We start from the raw sequence: 15,717 nt of genomic DNA on the forward strand, positions 1-15,717 counted from the left end.
TGTTAAAAAAGGTTAAAAGAGTTCAGATATAATGAAAGAACTCATTGATTCGGGCAATCTGCCGAAGCACATAGCCGTTATCATGGATGGTAACGGCCGGTGGGCACAGAACCAGGGTGCCGCACGTGTTTTCGGCCATCGTAACGCGATTAAGGCAGTGAGAGAGGTTACCGAAGGTTGTGCAGAGCTCGGAGTTTCTTATCTGACGCTTTACGCATTTTCAACGGAAAATTGGGCTCGTCCTCAGTTTGAAGTTCGCGCTTTAATGGAATTGCTGGTACAGTCTATCCGTAATGAGCTTCCAACCATGCAGAAAAATAACGTGCGCCTGGATACCATTGGTGATATGGCGAGCTTGCCGGGAAGTTGTCAGAATCAACTTGCCGAGGCAATCGACGCCACCCGTCAAAATACAGGGCTTAATCTTATTCTCGCACTGGGTTACAGTGGAAAATGGGATATTTTGCAGGCGACCAGAAAAATCGCGGCGGAGGTACAAAACGGAAATATTAAGCCGGAAGACATCAACGAAACTTTGTTGAATAAAAATCTTTCCACAGAAGACAGGCCAGAAGTGGATCTGATGTTGCGGACTGGTGGCGACCACCGGATAAGTAATTTCCTGTTGTGGCAGCTCGCATATGCAGAGTTGTATTTTTATGAAGACCTTTTTTGGCCCGATTTCCGCAAGGATCATCTTTATCAGGCAATTTTGGCATACCAGAAAACGGAACGACGTTTTGGTAAAACCGGTGAACAAGTAAAAGCGAATGGAGCTAAGTAGAATAATATGAACCTGGTGAGAAACTTTATTAAAACATTCGTACAGAGTAATTGGGCATTAACAGGCGTTTTGTTATGCTGGTGTTTTTCGGTTGAGGCGCAAAAAATAGGATTAGGAAGTAATGCGAAACCTACTCCTTCATCGGCCAATTTAGGAATCGATCCTGCCAATCCAAAAGAATATACTATTGCAGAAGTAACGGTTTCAGGAACACAGTTTCTGGATCCGAATTCTATGGTTTCTATCTCAGGATTAAAACCTGGTGACAAAATCCGAGTTCCGGGTCCGGCAATTCCGTCTTCGATCAAAAGAATGATGGATTTCGGTACTTTGGATGATGTGGAAATTGCTGCAACCAAAGTAGAAGGAGAAAAAATCTGGCTGAATATTCATATCAAAGAACGCCCGAGACTTTACAAAGTGTCTTTTTCCGGAGTTCGTAAAGGAGAAAGAGAAACACTGAACGATAAAGTTAAGCTGATAAAAGGGCGCGTAATTACGCCTACTGTTATTAAAAATACGCAGCTGGTTATCAAGAAATATTATATGGATAAGGGTTTTTACAACACCAAGGTAAAGGTGGTGCAAATTCCTGACTCTACGCGTGGACAAGCAACGCTTAACTTTACAATTAACAAAGGAAGTAAGGTTAAAATTGAAAAGATTAATATCGAGGGAAATACGGATATCAGCAGCACCACGCTGAAACGTAAAATGAAGGGAACCAAGCAGAAACGTATTGGCCGTTTGTTTAATCCTTCAAAATATATCCCTAAAAAATACGACGAGGATAAGGAAAAACTTATCGCTTACTACCGTAAAAACGGATACCGTGATGCGACGATTGAATTCGATACGATTAAAAGTAACGGAGAAACGATCAGTATTGACATGAAAATTGATGAGGGTAAAAAATACTATTATCGGAACATTACCTGGACTGGTAACTATTTATATCCTTCAAAAGCATTGGGAGAAAAGTTAGGTATCAACAAAGGTGATGTTTATAATCCGGAAGAACTTGACAAGAAAATTAACGGAATCCCGGGTAATGATATCAGCTCCATATATATGGATGACGGTTATTTATATTTCCGTATCGAGCAGACTGAAAAAGCGGTGGAAGGTGATTCTATTGATATTGAACTTCGAATGTTCGAAGGTAAGCAGGCGACGATTAACCGCATTATTCTGAATGGTAATACTAAAACAAGTGACCGTGTAGTATTGCGTGAACTTTTCACTTTGCCTGGTCAGAAATTCAGTAAAACAGAAATTATCAACACGCAGCGTCAGTTATCTCAGATGGGTTATTTCAACCCTGAGAAAATTGCTCCAAATCCGATTCCGAATCCTCAGGATGGAACAGTGGATATCGAATGGAATGTGGAGGAAAAGCCGTCTGATCAGATCGAACTTTCCGGAGGTTGGGGTGGATACATTGGTTTTGTAGGTACGCTGGGTCTTGTTTTCAATAACTTCTCGTTGCGTAACATTCCTAATAGAGAAACATGGAGGCCGCTTCCATCGGGTGACGGACAGAAATTATCTCTTCGTTTCCAGGCAAATGGTAAGCAATATCAAACTTATTCGATGTCGTTCAGTGAGCCATGGCTTGGAGGGAAAAAACCAATCAATTTTGGTGTTTCTTTGCAGCACACGGTTTATCGGGTAGCCAATTTTAACAGTATTTATTCATCCGGCGGAAATGGAAATGTGAGTTACCGTGGAGGTTATTACAATACGGGTGTAACATTCTCTCTGGGCCGCCGTCTGAAAGAGCCGGATCGTAACCTTGTTTTGACGCATTCTTTGTCATACCAGCGTTATCGTCTGGATAGTTTGGATATCTTCCGTATTGGTTATAACAATGGAGTTTCGAACAACGTATCATTCAATACCACGATTTCAAGAAATACATTAAGTGATTTCCAGTTCCCGAGAAGCGGTTCGAATATCTCTTTAAGTATGACGTTGACGCCTCCTTATTCTGCACTTCGCAAGAATGATTACAAGGATATCAGCGATACATACCGATGGGTAGAATACCATAAATGGATGTTTGATGCGACATACTATGCTACCATTACCGGGAAATTGGTATTGAGCGCAAGAACACACATGGGTTATCTGGGTAGATATAACAAAAAACTTGATTACAGTAAGTTCGGACGTTTTATTGTCGGTGGTTCAGGTTTGGCGGGACAAGGTTCGTTCTCACTGGCTGATCAGGATATTATCGGTCTTCGTGGTTATGAGGATCAAAAAGTTGGTCCGTTAACTTCGACTGGTTACCCGGCATCAGGTGGAGGTATCGTTTACAATAAATATGTAATGGAGCTTCGTTATCCGGTTTCTCTGAATCCACAGGCCACGATCTTTATTCTTGGTTTTGCAGAAGGGGGTAATAACTGGGGAGACTATAAAGAGTTTAATCCTTTTGATCTGAAGAGATCTGCTGGTGTGGGTGCCCGTATCTTTATGCCTGCTTTCGGTCTTTTAGGTATCGACTGGGGTTACGGATTTGACACCATCCAGGGCTCGACGCAAAAAAGTGGTGCACAATTCCACTTTACAATCGGTCAGCAGATAAGATAATATTATAGATCGCTTTTCGTTAAAACTGTTTAAATTATTAGCGGCTTGGCATGAAGAACATTATAATTTTACTAGTTTTGTCCGTTATTTCGATTGGACAGGGGATGGCTCAGAAATTCGGTTATACCGATATGGAGTATATTACCAGTAAAATGCCCGAATATCAGCAGGCACAGACGGAAATGAAAAAGTTTTCCGAGAAGTGGGCGAAAGAAATTCAGGACAAGTTTGCAGAAGTCAACAGAATGCAGCGTGCCTATATGGCCGAGGAAGTTTTGCTGACGGATGATCTGAAAAGAAAACGCCAGTCGGAGATTAAAGAAAAAGAGCTGGAAGCAAGAGAATACAACAGCAAGATATTCGGTATGGAAGGTTTACTTTTCCAGAAGAAAAAGGAGCTGATGAAACCCGCGATGGAGAAAGTGCAAAGGGCAGTTTCAAAAATCTGTATGCAAAAAAGGCTTGACTTTATGTTTGACAAATCCAGCGATGTCGGCATGATTTATTCAAATCCCAAGCATGATTATTCCGACTACATAATGGAGGAATTGGGAATTGACGCCCAGCCTGCAAAAGGTATTGCGAAGGAAAAGACAGTGAAAGAAGAAACCACGGTAGCGCCAAAAGAGAGCTCCCCTAAACAAAAAAGTACAACCAATAAACTTAAATAGTAACAAAACAATGAAACAAAAATTAATAGTGTTTATGGTCGCAATGGCCATGCTTAGTACGCCTCTTTTAGCACAAACAACTCCTGCTGCAAGCGGTCTTACTAAAATTGGATACACCAATGTAGACTACGTGATCAGCAAATTGCCTGAGAGCAAAGTAATGCAAAACCAGATTGAAGTAACAAAAGCACAGCTTGACAAAGCGATTGGCGAAACCTATAAAGAAGCTCAGGAAAAATACGAGGCTTATCAAAAAAACGGAGCTCAGATGACTGACGTAATCCGTGCTGATAAAGAAAAAGAGTTGCAAAACCTTCAGACTCGTATTCAGGAAATGCAAACAAATGCACAGCAGTCTTTACAGACAAAACAACAGCAATTGCTAGAGCCAATTTTGACTAAGGTTAATACTGCAATCCAGGATGTAGGAAAAGAAAACGGATTTCTTTATATCCTGAATATGGATGCCGGACAAGGTACAACACCTATCATTTTGTTCGCTGCGTCTGAAGAAAACAATGCAACCAATTTGATTTTAAGAAAATTGGGAGTTGATCCTGACAAAGTAGAAGCTGCTGCTCCTGCTGCTAAACCAGCGACAACTACTGCGGCACCAGCAGCCACCAAGCCAGCTGCAACAACGCCTGCGACTACTCCTAAAAAGAAATAGTTTAGAGGTTTTTGAAATTTTTGCTACCGGGGAATAGTCTTATATGGATTGTTCCCCGGTATTTTTTTTAACAGGTTTGACTATTCTGGTTCCGTCCAAATGACTTTTACGCTTTTAATTGTGCTCGTATTCAAAAAATGCAAAACGGAGACAAGGATGTAAGGCCCAAAAAACGAGCATTTAAAAAAACATAAGTATTCAGAACGTTAAGCATACAGGATTTGTTAAATTTGCGTTATGGAATCGACATCCCTAAGCTCATAAAATAAATTATATTTCTGCGATTATGGTTTTTAAAAATATCTCTTACTTTCTCATATTTTCGTTAGCTGCGTTCTTTACTTATCCGGTTGTAGCACAAGATAATGCACAGAATAATGGAAGTAGTTCGTCGTTTCAACTGGTCTTTCCAAAGGAAGCCGAGTGGAACACTTTGGAGGAGGGTAAGGAGATAAACTTTCATTTACAGGTTAAAGGAGGGAAAAACGATTCTATTCGGTACAGCATTTCCAGCGGATACAGAAAAGATATGAAGTTTGATTCCCTCGGTCATTTTGTGTGGACGCCAACCTTTGAAATGGCTGATCGTATTAACACAGTAAAACTCTGGCCGATTGTTTTTGAGGCAACTAATCAAGCTGGAGAGACAGTTTCCCAGCAAGTCGCTTTTAAAATCATGCATGTTAACCGTGCGCCGGAAGTTGATGAACTGAAACCATTTTACGTTCAATACAAAACGCAAAATACGTATCAGATCGATATGAACTCTATTCGCGATCTGGACGGAGATCCGGTTGTGTTTATTCCAGTTTTGGATGGAATGCCGGAAACAATGAAAATGACAGCAGGAGGGGAAATTATATGGGATCCTTCCATAACGCAGTTTAATTTATTGAAGAAGGGTCCGAGGTATATTGAATTCTATGTGGAAGATCAGCCTTCAAAAGCCCGCACACAAGGTCGCCTGAAGCTTGAAGTAACGCAGATGGATTTGGAGCCGGATTTTAAGATTGTACCACAGAACCAACTGGTTCGTAGCAAAGAAAATAATCGTATAAATCTGAAATTTACGTTGTCTGATCCAAATGGAGACGATGATATCGCAGAGTTTGGATTTGTTTCAGAGAATAAAAATGTACCGTCGTCCGCTCTTGTTAAAAATGCGCCGACGAGTTATGAATTTATCTGGGAACCGGGTTATGATTTTGTAAAAGATCCTTTCGATTCACTTGCTTTTAACGTTACCTTTTATGTCTTGGACAAAGCCCAAAACAAGAAGGAAAGAACCTTACGTTTTTTGATTGAAAACACGGTAAATGAGGCAGAGCGAGATGCATACGTCTACGGCCTCTACCGCGGTGGATTGATTAACGCATGGAGTTTGTTGGAACAAATGAAAGAAAAGGAAGGAGAGCTCAAAAAAGCATATGGCAGAGCTAAAAGAGGAAAGAGAAGCCGGTCGTTGATCAATGCTTCTCTTGGGGCAACAACTGGTCTTGCGCCTGTAATTGCCAAAACGAACCAGGATACGCGCGGGTATATTACAACCTTAGGCGGAACAACGGTTGCGACGCTCGGAACGCTGGAAGCAACTGAGGTTATCGGTAAGTCTACGAATGGCTTGCTTGACCGCTTCAATTATGTAATGCAGAAGAAAAATGAATTGCAGAACAAGGGTGATGTTTTTGCCCGTGAATATGCTCAGAAATCCGCCAGACGTTCACCAGATTTTGTTCGTAGACTGGATGAATTTAAAGCGCTGATGAATCTTAGTGGTTTGGTTGCACTTGAACTTGACGCAAACTGGGAAAATAAGAAGGCAGCTGGTTATGATGATAAGAAGATAGACGCTGCGATCAAAAAGGCATTTAAAGATTTTATGCCATTGGAGAAGGATGAATAATTTAGTAGGAATTATATAGTAACAGATAAACAAAAAAGAGAGCTTAAAGGCTCTCTTTTTTGTTTTCTTCCTCACTGATATCAGAATTAATTGGATCAATAGGTGGCGGAGAAGTATCTTGTGAATCGCTTTCTCCGTGTGTGTCCGATACGGCAAAGTCGCCTGAATCATCGAATTGATTTTCTGGTACTATTTGCGTTGGAACCGACGGTTCAGTATCGAGTGGTAAATGTGGCTCAGGGTTATTGCCGGAATCAATGGAATCATCAGACGACTTACCCGTTGTCTGATGTGTCTCGTCTTCAAGATTATAAAAATGCCCCTGAAAGATTAATATACTGCACACACCTACAAATATGCAGGAATCAGCAATGTTGAAAATTGGCGTAGAATAATATTGCCCGCCCCAGAGAGGTACCCATTCCGGGATAAATCCTTCCCAAAAATCGACAAAAATCATATCAATAACCTGACCGTGAAACCAAGGCGTTGGCGAGCCGTAGGGAGCATTGTCAAGAAAAACGCCGTAAAATGTACTGTCAATGACATTTCCAACTGCGCCAGCAAGAATCATGGACAGCGCCCATAACAAACCTTTTGAAGCACCGCTACGTGCCAGATGTACCAGATACCAGCCGATAGCGCACATCGCCAGAAGACGAAACAATGTCAGGAATAACTTGCCATATTCGTGGCCGAGCTGCATGCCAAAAGCCATGCCGGGATTCAGTACATAATGCAGTTTCAACCAGTTTCCAATTAGCGGGATTTGTCCCGAAAAACCTGGTTCCATATATTTATAGACCAAAAGTTTTGACACCTGGTCAACTGCAATTAAAAAAATACTGAACAATAAATACCGACTAGGATTTTTTGGTTGATTCATTCCGGAATTATTACAATTAATATCGATGTGACTGCAAAAATAGGAAGTTCCTTACAAAGAACTCAATCCTCTTCTCTGCATTTCACTTTTTACCAGAAGGTATTCTCTGCTGCTTTGACCTGCAATGGAAGTATTTTCTTCTGCACGGCGAATTAAATAGGGCATTACCGCATCAATCGGGCCATAAGGAACATACTTCGCAACATTATATCCGACCTTTGCAAGGTTGTAAGAAATATTATCACTCATCCCTAAAAGTTGGGCAAACCAGATACGGTTGTCGTCATTTTTGATTCCGAGTTTTTTCATCTTGCAAGTACAGTATTGCGAGCTGTACTCATTATGGGTTCCGAGGCAAATCGATATATGCTCCACATTTTCAAGACAGAAGTCGATGGAAGCATTGTAATCTTTGTCTGTAGCCTCTTTCGAAGTATGGATCGGATTGAAATATTCCTGCTCTCGCGCACGAATTCGTTCCTTTTCCATGTATGCACCACGAACAAGTTTTCCGCCCAGTACATATCCTCTTTGTCTTGCAGTCAGATAAGCACTTTTTAAAGCTGCCAGCGTTTCGTGTCTGTAAAACTGATAGGTGTTATAAACGATGGCTCCTTCCTTATTGTACTTTTCCATCATTTCATACGCAAGATCATCAATAACGCCCTGGACCCAGCTCTCTTCGGCATCAACGAAAATGCGGACATTAAGTTTATGCGCAAGTGAGCAAAGTTTTTCAAGGCGTTGTTTTACACGTACATAGGCAGCGGTTTCTGATTCAGACAATTCATCTTTGCGCTGTACTTTTTCTAAAAGATCCGTAGAAGCAATTCCGGTAACCTTAAAAACTGAAAAGGGAATATCTTTTGATTCGGAAGCTTTTTGAATAGTCCGTAAAATCTCGTCTGCCGTTGAATCAAAACTTTTTTCATCGTCTTCACCCTCAACCGAGTAATCAAGTATCGTTCCGACGCCTGAATTGGCCAATGTAGAAATGGTATGCTGGCAGTCACTAATCGTCTCACCGCCACAGAATTGTTCGAAAATGGTAGCCCGAATAAGATTTTTTATAGGTAAGTGAAGCTTTAGAGCGATCTTTATAAAAAAAGTGCCTAAATTTACCATCCGAGCCTGATTCATTAAGCTGAATAGCCAGTATGTTTTCCTGAGCTGAGAATTGGATTTTGAAGCAAATGCTATCGAAGTGTCTTCAAAAAATACAGGTATTTGATCTTTTTGTGACGCGTAAGCCATTTTTTAAGTTTATCATAAGTGGGTTTCCGCACAGGTTTAAGTAAACCTAATTGGACAAAAGTAATACAAACATTGTGCCGCTTGCTTTTGGAGGACCAAATGTACGGCAATCCGTTAAATACGCATAATACCAAGTCGAAATATTATAGTTATCTTATTGTTTTATTAAGGACAAGTTTTTGAATATGAATGCTTCTCTAGATATCCTTCCGCTAAGTAGTTGGATTAATACTGAAGGGAAACCTTTAGTAATCGCCGGACCTTGCAGTGCAGAGACCGAGGAACAAATGTTGGAAACCGCAAGCCAGATCAAGAAAGAAGGATTTGCACACGTATTACGTGCGGGAATATGGAAGCCAAGAACTCGTCCTGGAAGTTTTGAAGGGATGGGCGAAGCTGCTTTGCCATGGTTGCAGGCTGCGAAAAAAGAAACTGGATTGCCTGTTGCTATTGAGGTTGCAAATCCTCAGCATATAGAATTGGCGTTGAAATATGGTGTAGATATTCTTTGGGTTGGTGCCCGTACTACGGTTAACCCGTTCAATGTTCAGGAATTGGCAGAAGCGCTTAGAGGTGTGGATGTGCCTGTTCTTGTAAAAAATCCTGTTAACCCGGATTTGCAGCTTTGGATTGGTGCTTTGGAACGTTTGAACCAGGCAGGTGTTAAGAAATTGGGTGCTATTCACCGTGGATTTTCTAACGCGCAGGAAACAAAATATCGTAACTCTCCAATGTGGAATATTGCGATCGAATTGAAAACTTTGTTCCCTGAACTTCCAGTGATCGGCGATCCTAGCCACATGGCTGGAAAGCGTTCATTGTTGTTTGAAATTGCACAACGCGCGCTTGACTTGAACTATGACGGTTTGATCATTGAATCTCACCGTGACCCGGATAAAGCATGGTCTGATGCTTCGCAGCAATTGACACCTCCTGCTTTGGCTGAAATGTTGCATGAACTTCACGTTCGCAAGGAATCTTACCCAACAGACTACCAGTCTCAACTGGAAGTAGTTCGCGGTAAAATTGATAACCTTGACCGTGAATTGCTTGAAAATCTTGCAAACCGTATGTCATTGGTTGAAAAACTTGCTGAGTACAAACGTGATAATAACGTTGCAGCTTACCAGGTAGATCGTTTCCGTGAAGTATTGGATACACGTGCGGCATGGGGAAAAAGCTTAAATCTTTACCCAGCCCTTGTTGACGAGCTTTTCAAGTTGGTTCACATGGAGTCTATCCGTAAACAAACAGAAGTTATGAATCAAATCAACGCTTAATTGTTGATAGATTTTTTGAAATATAAACGGGGCACTTTCTTGATGAAGGTGCCCCGTTTTTGGTGTAATTTTTACAAATGCGCTTTTGAATTACTCGTCTTTTGTCAATAAGTTAAATCATACGAAATATTCAGATACTTTTGTTCGTCAGCACCTGAGCAATTTCTCTTGCCCAAATTTGGTACGCTTTATAATTTAAATGCGTTTTGTCAATTGCGAATTCATTTTTGAGACCCGTAGAATCTGATAGATGTTGATTTAAGTCCAGATAATCTATTTTGTTTTGCTGACAATACCCGATCAGAAAATCATTTAATTTTATTACCTCGGCTTTGCTGAAAGGATCGTTTTGTTCGAATAAAGTGAGCGTCACAACGGGCGTTATATTATTTTTCAAAAGTGTCTCCAAAATAACCTGATAGTTCTTTTGAATCTTTTCTTGCGACACACCGACGGTAATATCATTGATCCCCGCTTCGACGAAACAAATTTCAGGGTGCCTGTCGATGACATGTGTCTGCAATAAACCTAAAAAATGATAGGTGCAAAGTCCTGGAAAACCGCTGTTGAGCACGTCCGTTCTTCCCAACAATTCAACCCATTTCCCCTGAGCCGTCAGAGAGTTTCCGAACATGACAATTTTTGAATCACCTTTCATGGATACGAATTTTTGAAGCAGCTTATCCCGGAAAATATAGGCGCAGGTGAACAGGAAGACAATATTGAACAACAATGAAATAAAAAGTGAAAGTCTGATTTTCATCGGTTCCTGTTATTTGCTTTGCCAGACTGAAAACTTTGTTTTAGCAAGGCTGATCATATGCCTCCTCTCCCAAATTAAAACACCTGCGGCATCTTGCTTCATAAAGATCGGTTTCTCCTAAAAGTACTTTTTCGTTTGAAGCAGATAGTCGGTAAGAGTGCGAAGCAACTTCTCCGCAAACCATACATATCGCGTGAACTTTTGTGACATATTCTGCAAGTGCTATCAGTTGCGGCATGTATCCAAAAGGTTTGCCCAAATAATCCATATCAAGACCGGCGATGATCACGCGCTTTCCGGAATTTGCCAGCGCATCACATACGGACATGATTGATTCATCGAAAAATTGGGCTTCATCAAGCCCGATAACCTCGGCGTTTCCTGATAATGAAATAATTTCAGATGATGAGTTAACCGGGATTGCTTCGATGGAATTCTCGTTGTGCGAAACAATGTTCTCAACATGATAGCGTTTATCCAAAGCAGGTTTGAAGATCTTTATTCTTTGGCGGGCAATTTTGGCGCGGTTGAGTCTGCGAATTAATTCTTCGGTTTTTCCGGAGAACATGGATCCGCAGATCACCTCAATCCATCCGGCGCGAGGGTATTGGTTGTTTCTTGTATGAGAAGGCTCAATGAACATGATAGCCGTGAAATAAGTGAATCTGTATTCGACTGCCTGAACAGCCATTTTTTAATTATCTTTACAAAACAAACACATTTTTTAAACACTCTTGTTACAAAGCTCTTATTCGTTATGCCGAATAGTTTGAACACAAATGCACTCAACCAATATGCAGCGCGATTTACGGCTACCGTCCTGAATGAAGCGTATCGTAACCAAGCTGTTATAAAAGGTCCTGAATTACTTAAACTTACACCAGTTCGTCAGGTAAATCTTGGTATCCTGAACCGTCTGTTTGACCAATGGAAAAATTCAGCCTTAGCTTTTCGAAGCATATATTTTGATTTTGAAAGTGAAGAGGTGAAAACATCGCTTCAAAATTTCATGAATACGGTATCTCAGCATATCGCCGTCAAACGCAACGATCTTGAACCGCTTTTTATTGAATCGGTAAAAGATACGATCACACTTTTGTATACGCCGGAAAGCTATTTTGAAGAAAAGCTTAGAGCAATGCCGGAGTCAACTTTTACGGCGGAAAAGGCTCAGCAGCTGATTAAATATACCCAGATTCATAACGGTATTGCCCAGGCTTTGTCGCAGAGGCTGGAAGATAGCGGCTCCGACTCTGTTTATATGACGCAGGTTATCGGCTGGTTGTATGAAATAAAAAATAATTCAGAGTTGATGGACGACATAACGCCGTTTGTCAGCCAGTTTTCGGAAGTACTAACTTTGGAATCATCTGAGTTGCTTCCTGTAACGCCGACAGTAAGTTTTGCGTCGCAGGCGACAGGTAAAAATGAGCCAAAATCTTTCTTTGATTCGGCATTTTCAGAAATCGATTCCAAGAAGCCGGTTTCAATTCCGACTGCGCCGTCCGTTCCTCAGCGTGCTGAACCCGGATTGGCGATTCTTTCAGAAATTGTTTCAAAAACAAATTCGACGGAAAAAGAAACGCTGAACAACCGGTTCAAAGTTGACATTCCAAAAGCTTCTGAGGAAAATCGTTATGGAAATGTTCAGGTGAAAGTTGAAAACATTGCCGGCTCTATTCCACTTGGGCAGCGCTTTATGTTTGTTAACCAGCTTTTCAGTAAAAATGCCGAGCATTTTGATAAGGCGATTTATGAACTGGACCTTGTGAAAAGTTATGAAGAAGCTGAAAATTTAATCTGGCATCGTTACGCCTCTAAATATGCCTGGGATGTAAATGGCGAAGCTGTTCAGGCTTTGCTGGCGATTGTCAAACGCAAATTCACATCGTGAGATAAATTTTGAAATAAACATACTGGCGGTTAAATGAAAGAGCAATCTGGACATTTATCTCGACAGAAAAACTTCCTTCGATCTTTCGTTATCTTTCTGATAATATCATCCAAGAGCTTCGCCGACGGGACTCCGTTTCCCGTCGGCGCAAGAAACTGGGGCCTTGCAAATGCTACAATCGCACGTTTTGATTATTACGCAACCGGCAATAATGTTGCAGGACTGGGTGGAATAAAAACCGCTGCCATGTTCTCCACATATAGTTCTCATTATAATTTTGATGGAATAAATACTTTGGGTATCGGTGCCGCAATGCCGGTAACTGATGATTTGGGTATAGGCCTTACTATTCAGCGCTTTGGAGATAAGGTTTATAACCAGATATCGGCAGGAGCGGGCGCCGGACATAGAATCGGGAGATTTAGTCTTGGATTAAAACTCAATTATCTTCAAACCGCTATTCATTCTTCCGCCATCAGTTTTAGCAAAAAAGCGTTTGTTGTTGAGTTTGGAGGAATTGTCATGATATCTTCAAAACTTTATTTTGGCGCGCATATGTATAACGTTACGCAGTCTTCTTATTCAGACGCCTCGAATGAAACTGTGGATACCTCTTTGCGGACGGGATTTTTATATAAACCTTCAAAAACCGTCGAATTGAGTGCAGAAGTTGAAAAAATAACCGCATATCCAATGACGCTCAGAGTAGGTCTGGAATATGAAATTGTGAAAAGATTTTTCATTCGCACCGGAATAAATTCAAAACCTCAGACCAATCATTTTGGAATAGGTTTTAAAGGAAATCAATTCCATCTCGATTATGCAATGCATACACATCCGCAATTAGGATGGTCGCATCACGTTTCTCTGGGTTATATTTTTTGGGATAAAAAGAAAAACGATTGAAATAAAATTATTTTCAATTTTTGATAAGGTTTAGAAATATTGCTCTTGCCTCGCTAGAAGCATCCATATCCAGGAAAGTCAATTCGTTTTTTTCTTTTACGAAATCAAGCAGTTTTTCCATGGGCATATTTCCAACGAGGTCATCCTGCGCCATCGGGCAGCCGCCGTAACCGAGCAAAGCACCGTCGAAACGGCGGCAACCTGCATGATAAGCCGCCTCAATTTTGATTCTCCATTCCTCAGGTTTCGTATGAAAATGAGCTCCAAATTCCAGACCGGGATATGCCGGAATTAAATGTTCGAAAAGCGATTTAACGTCTTCATTTTTTGCCAGACCAACAGTATCTGATAATGAAAATATTTGTACTCCTGACTCAGATAATTTCTTTACCCAATATAAAACAATCTCAGTGTTCCATAAGTCTCCATAAGGATTGCCGAAGCCCATCGAGATGTAAATGACCAGCTCCTTATTGTTTTTTCTGCATAAAGACTGAATGGCGTCTACCCGTTTCAGTGATTCCTCAATCGTTGCATTCGTATTTCTCAACTGGAATGTTTCAGAAATTGAAAACGGGTAACCTAAATAGGTAATCTGTTCAAAAGCACAAGCCTCTTCTGCCCCGCGCTCATTGGCAATGATTGCTAATAATTTGGTTGAAGTTGCGGAAAGATCAAGTTTGGGAATCAACTCAGCTGTATCGCTTACCTGAGGCATGGCTTTAGCTGAAACAAAACTTCCAAAATCAAGGGTGTCAAAACCGACCTGAAGCAGTTTGTTCAGATAATCAATTTTCTGTTCCGTTGGGATAAACGGGTGATGGCCTTGCCAGGCATCGCGGGGACATTCGATGAGTTTCATAGGCAATTGGATTACAAAATGCTATGAGTGGAGATTGAAAACAAAGCTTACCAGATAATTTTCTGTTGAACATCATCTGATAAGCTCTGAATAATTTACTTTAAAATCGGAGCTAGATCCTTTTCGTTTTCAGCAAGCCAGGCAGTAATATCTTCAACGATCTGACGGATACCAATTTTTGGCTCCCATCCGGTCATTGCCGTAACTTTCGTATTGTCTGTCAAATAAAGACGTATATCAGCCGTACGTGTTTCCGGAACAACCTTAATTGGAATCGTCTTTCCGGTTACTTCCTGGCAAATTTTTGTCAATTCCTGCAACGAAGCGCTGCTTTGCAAACCACCGCCGGCATTCAGAATTTCTCCGTTTACTTTGTCAAGGTTGTGAAGCTGCCAGTCGATCAAACGGTAAAGATCGGCAACATGCAGCATATCGCGCATTTGCTTTCCTGTTCCGCCATATCCAAAGTAACCTAATTGCTGCTCAAAATAATGTTTAGCAATCCAGAGCACCATAACGCCCTGATCCACTTTTCCCATTTGCCATGGACCGGTGATCACGCCGCAACGATTTATAACCGTGCGTAAATTGTAAAATTCATTGTATTCCTGAATGATCAGTTCAGAAGCAAGCTTCGTAGTTCCGTATAATGAACGAGCACCATTTAAAGGGAAATCTTCTGCAATTCCTTTTGATGAAACGCCTGGAACTGGTTGATCATCAGCCAGTGAGAAGCGGGTTTCTTCTTCAACGAAATTAAGTGTTTCAATTGTTTTTATAGGATAAACACGGCTGGTTGAGAGGAAGATGAAACCGGCTTTATGTTTCAAAGCATAGTTTAAACAATTCACTGTCCCGACAAGATTTGTGTTTATCAGATAATCCGGCGTTCCGTCCAGACCTGCCAATACCGACGGTTCTGCCGAAGCCTCAATGACCGTATCGACCGCTGGAAATGCGTCAAAATCTTCTTTATTTCTGATATCACCATGGACAAATTCAACCCCGGCTTCTTTTAAACGGCTCAGGTTCAGTTCAGAACCGCGACGTTTCAGGTTGTCTAATGCGAAAATCTGGTAATCAGGATAATTTAATTTTAGTGAAATCGCCAAAGCCGATCCAACAAATCCGGCACCACCGGTAATAAGAATTTTCATGGATAAATTTGAGTATATGAAAGATTGAGTGAATGTGTGTCCGCTTGAAAGATCAAAGTTAGGATCATTCAGCAAATTTGATGGGATAA

The 15,717-nt window shown here is 41.1% G+C and carries 14 protein-coding genes; 8 read left to right on the forward strand and 6 right to left on the reverse strand.

Going from position 1 to position 15,717, the window contains the following annotated elements; translation table 11 throughout:
- Nucleotides 1-31 precede the first annotated feature (31 nt).
- The 5 genes from L0657_RS16600 (at nt 32) to L0657_RS16620 (ending at nt 6,626) form a co-directional block, all read left to right on the forward strand.
- Nucleotides 32-784: an isoprenyl transferase gene (locus L0657_RS16600; protein ID WP_235151875.1), complete on the forward strand. Its 753-nt coding sequence runs from the start codon at nt 32-34 to the stop codon at nt 782-784.
- A gap of 6 nt (nt 785-790) precedes the next feature.
- Entirely contained in the window at nt 791-3,382 is a 2,592-nt protein-coding gene (bamA, locus tag L0657_RS16605) for an outer membrane protein assembly factor BamA (RefSeq protein ID WP_409015071.1), read from the forward strand.
- Nucleotides 3,383-3,432: 50 nt separating this feature from the next.
- Nucleotides 3,433-4,053, forward strand: a complete 621-nt coding sequence (locus L0657_RS16610; protein ID WP_235151876.1) for an OmpH family outer membrane protein — start codon at nt 3,433-3,435, stop codon at nt 4,051-4,053.
- A gap of 10 nt (nt 4,054-4,063) precedes the next feature.
- Nucleotides 4,064-4,723 carry an OmpH family outer membrane protein gene (locus L0657_RS16615; RefSeq protein WP_235151877.1) on the forward strand — a complete coding sequence of 220 codons (660 nt, stop codon included), beginning with the start codon at nt 4,064-4,066 and terminating at the stop codon, nt 4,721-4,723.
- 286 nt (nt 4,724-5,009) lie between these two features.
- Nucleotides 5,010-6,626 carry a hypothetical protein gene (locus L0657_RS16620; protein WP_235151878.1) on the forward strand — a complete coding sequence of 539 codons (1,617 nt, stop codon included), beginning with the start codon at nt 5,010-5,012 and terminating at the stop codon, nt 6,624-6,626.
- Between the two features lie 43 nt (nt 6,627-6,669).
- On the opposite strand, the gene L0657_RS16625 is transcribed toward L0657_RS16620, so the two are convergent.
- Both L0657_RS16625 and L0657_RS16630 read right to left on the reverse strand, forming a co-directional pair.
- Complete coding sequence (locus L0657_RS16625) at nt 6,670-7,512, reverse strand: lipoprotein signal peptidase (protein WP_235151879.1); 843 nt, start codon at nt 7,510-7,512, stop codon at nt 6,670-6,672.
- 51 nt (nt 7,513-7,563) lie between these two features.
- Entirely contained in the window at nt 7,564-8,766 is a 1,203-nt protein-coding gene (locus L0657_RS16630; RefSeq protein ID WP_235151880.1) for a proline dehydrogenase family protein, read from the reverse strand.
- 185 nt (nt 8,767-8,951) lie between these two features.
- Here L0657_RS16630 and L0657_RS16635 point away from each other — a divergent pair, with 185 nt between their 5' ends.
- Nucleotides 8,952-10,046, forward strand: coding sequence for a chorismate mutase (locus tag L0657_RS16635; protein WP_235151881.1), 1,095 nt, complete (start codon nt 8,952-8,954; stop codon nt 10,044-10,046).
- A 130-nt stretch (nt 10,047-10,176) separates the two neighbouring features.
- On the opposite strand, the gene L0657_RS16640 is transcribed toward L0657_RS16635, so the two are convergent.
- Both L0657_RS16640 and L0657_RS16645 read right to left on the reverse strand, forming a co-directional pair.
- Nucleotides 10,177-10,809, reverse strand: a complete 633-nt coding sequence (locus L0657_RS16640; protein ID WP_235151882.1) for a GDSL-type esterase/lipase family protein — start codon at nt 10,807-10,809, stop codon at nt 10,177-10,179.
- A gap of 40 nt (nt 10,810-10,849) precedes the next feature.
- On the reverse strand, nt 10,850-11,452 hold the full coding sequence (locus tag L0657_RS16645) for a thymidine kinase (protein WP_235151994.1): 603 nt from the start codon (nt 11,450-11,452) through the stop codon (nt 10,850-10,852).
- A 114-nt stretch (nt 11,453-11,566) separates the two neighbouring features.
- On the opposite strand from L0657_RS16645, the gene L0657_RS16650 reads away from it, so the two are divergent.
- Nucleotides 11,567-12,703, forward strand: a complete 1,137-nt coding sequence (locus tag L0657_RS16650) for a hypothetical protein (protein WP_235151883.1) — start codon at nt 11,567-11,569, stop codon at nt 12,701-12,703.
- 33 nt (nt 12,704-12,736) lie between these two features.
- A complete protein-coding gene (locus tag L0657_RS16655) occupies nt 12,737-13,609 on the forward strand; it encodes a hypothetical protein (RefSeq protein WP_235151884.1) in 873 nt (290 codons plus the stop codon).
- 13 nt (nt 13,610-13,622) lie between these two features.
- Here the strand turns inward: L0657_RS16655 and L0657_RS16660 are convergent, their stop codons facing one another.
- Nucleotides 13,623-14,471, reverse strand: coding sequence for a hydroxymethylglutaryl-CoA lyase (locus L0657_RS16660; RefSeq protein ID WP_235151885.1), 849 nt, complete (start codon nt 14,469-14,471; stop codon nt 13,623-13,625).
- Nucleotides 14,472-14,566: 95 nt separating this feature from the next.
- Complete coding sequence (locus tag L0657_RS16665; RefSeq protein WP_090341263.1) at nt 14,567-15,628, reverse strand: NAD-dependent epimerase/dehydratase family protein; 1,062 nt, start codon at nt 15,626-15,628, stop codon at nt 14,567-14,569.
- Nucleotides 15,629-15,717 lie beyond the last annotated feature (89 nt).

This window comes from Dyadobacter sp. CY345 (assembly GCF_021502725.1).
In the GTDB taxonomy this organism is placed as follows: Bacteria; Bacteroidota; Bacteroidia; order Cytophagales; family Spirosomataceae; genus Dyadobacter.

Coding starts and splice junctions, on each gene's coding strand:
- L0657_RS16600 (WP_235151875.1), top strand. CDS start 32: ATGAAAGAACTCATTGATTCGGGCAATCTGCCGAAGCACATAGCCGTT.
- bamA (WP_409015071.1), top strand. CDS start 791: ATGAACCTGGTGAGAAACTTTATTAAAACATTCGTACAGAGTAATTGG.
- L0657_RS16610 (WP_235151876.1), top strand. CDS start 3,433: ATGAAGAACATTATAATTTTACTAGTTTTGTCCGTTATTTCGATTGGA.
- L0657_RS16615 (WP_235151877.1), top strand. CDS start 4,064: ATGAAACAAAAATTAATAGTGTTTATGGTCGCAATGGCCATGCTTAGT.
- L0657_RS16620 (WP_235151878.1), top strand. CDS start 5,010: ATGGTTTTTAAAAATATCTCTTACTTTCTCATATTTTCGTTAGCTGCG.
- L0657_RS16625 (WP_235151879.1), bottom strand. CDS start 7,512: ATGAATCAACCAAAAAATCCTAGTCGGTATTTATTGTTCAGTATTTTT.
- L0657_RS16630 (WP_235151880.1), bottom strand. CDS start 8,766: ATGGCTTACGCGTCACAAAAAGATCAAATACCTGTATTTTTTGAAGAC.
- L0657_RS16635 (WP_235151881.1), top strand. CDS start 8,952: ATGAATGCTTCTCTAGATATCCTTCCGCTAAGTAGTTGGATTAATACT.
- L0657_RS16640 (WP_235151882.1), bottom strand. CDS start 10,809: ATGAAAATCAGACTTTCACTTTTTATTTCATTGTTGTTCAATATTGTC.
- L0657_RS16645 (WP_235151994.1), bottom strand. CDS start 11,452: ATGTTCATTGAGCCTTCTCATACAAGAAACAACCAATACCCTCGCGCC.
- L0657_RS16650 (WP_235151883.1), top strand. CDS start 11,567: ATGCCGAATAGTTTGAACACAAATGCACTCAACCAATATGCAGCGCGA.
- L0657_RS16655 (WP_235151884.1), top strand. CDS start 12,737: ATGAAAGAGCAATCTGGACATTTATCTCGACAGAAAAACTTCCTTCGA.
- L0657_RS16660 (WP_235151885.1), bottom strand. CDS start 14,471: ATGAAACTCATCGAATGTCCCCGCGATGCCTGGCAAGGCCATCACCCG.
- L0657_RS16665 (WP_090341263.1), bottom strand. CDS start 15,628: ATGAAAATTCTTATTACCGGTGGTGCCGGATTTGTTGGATCGGCTTTG.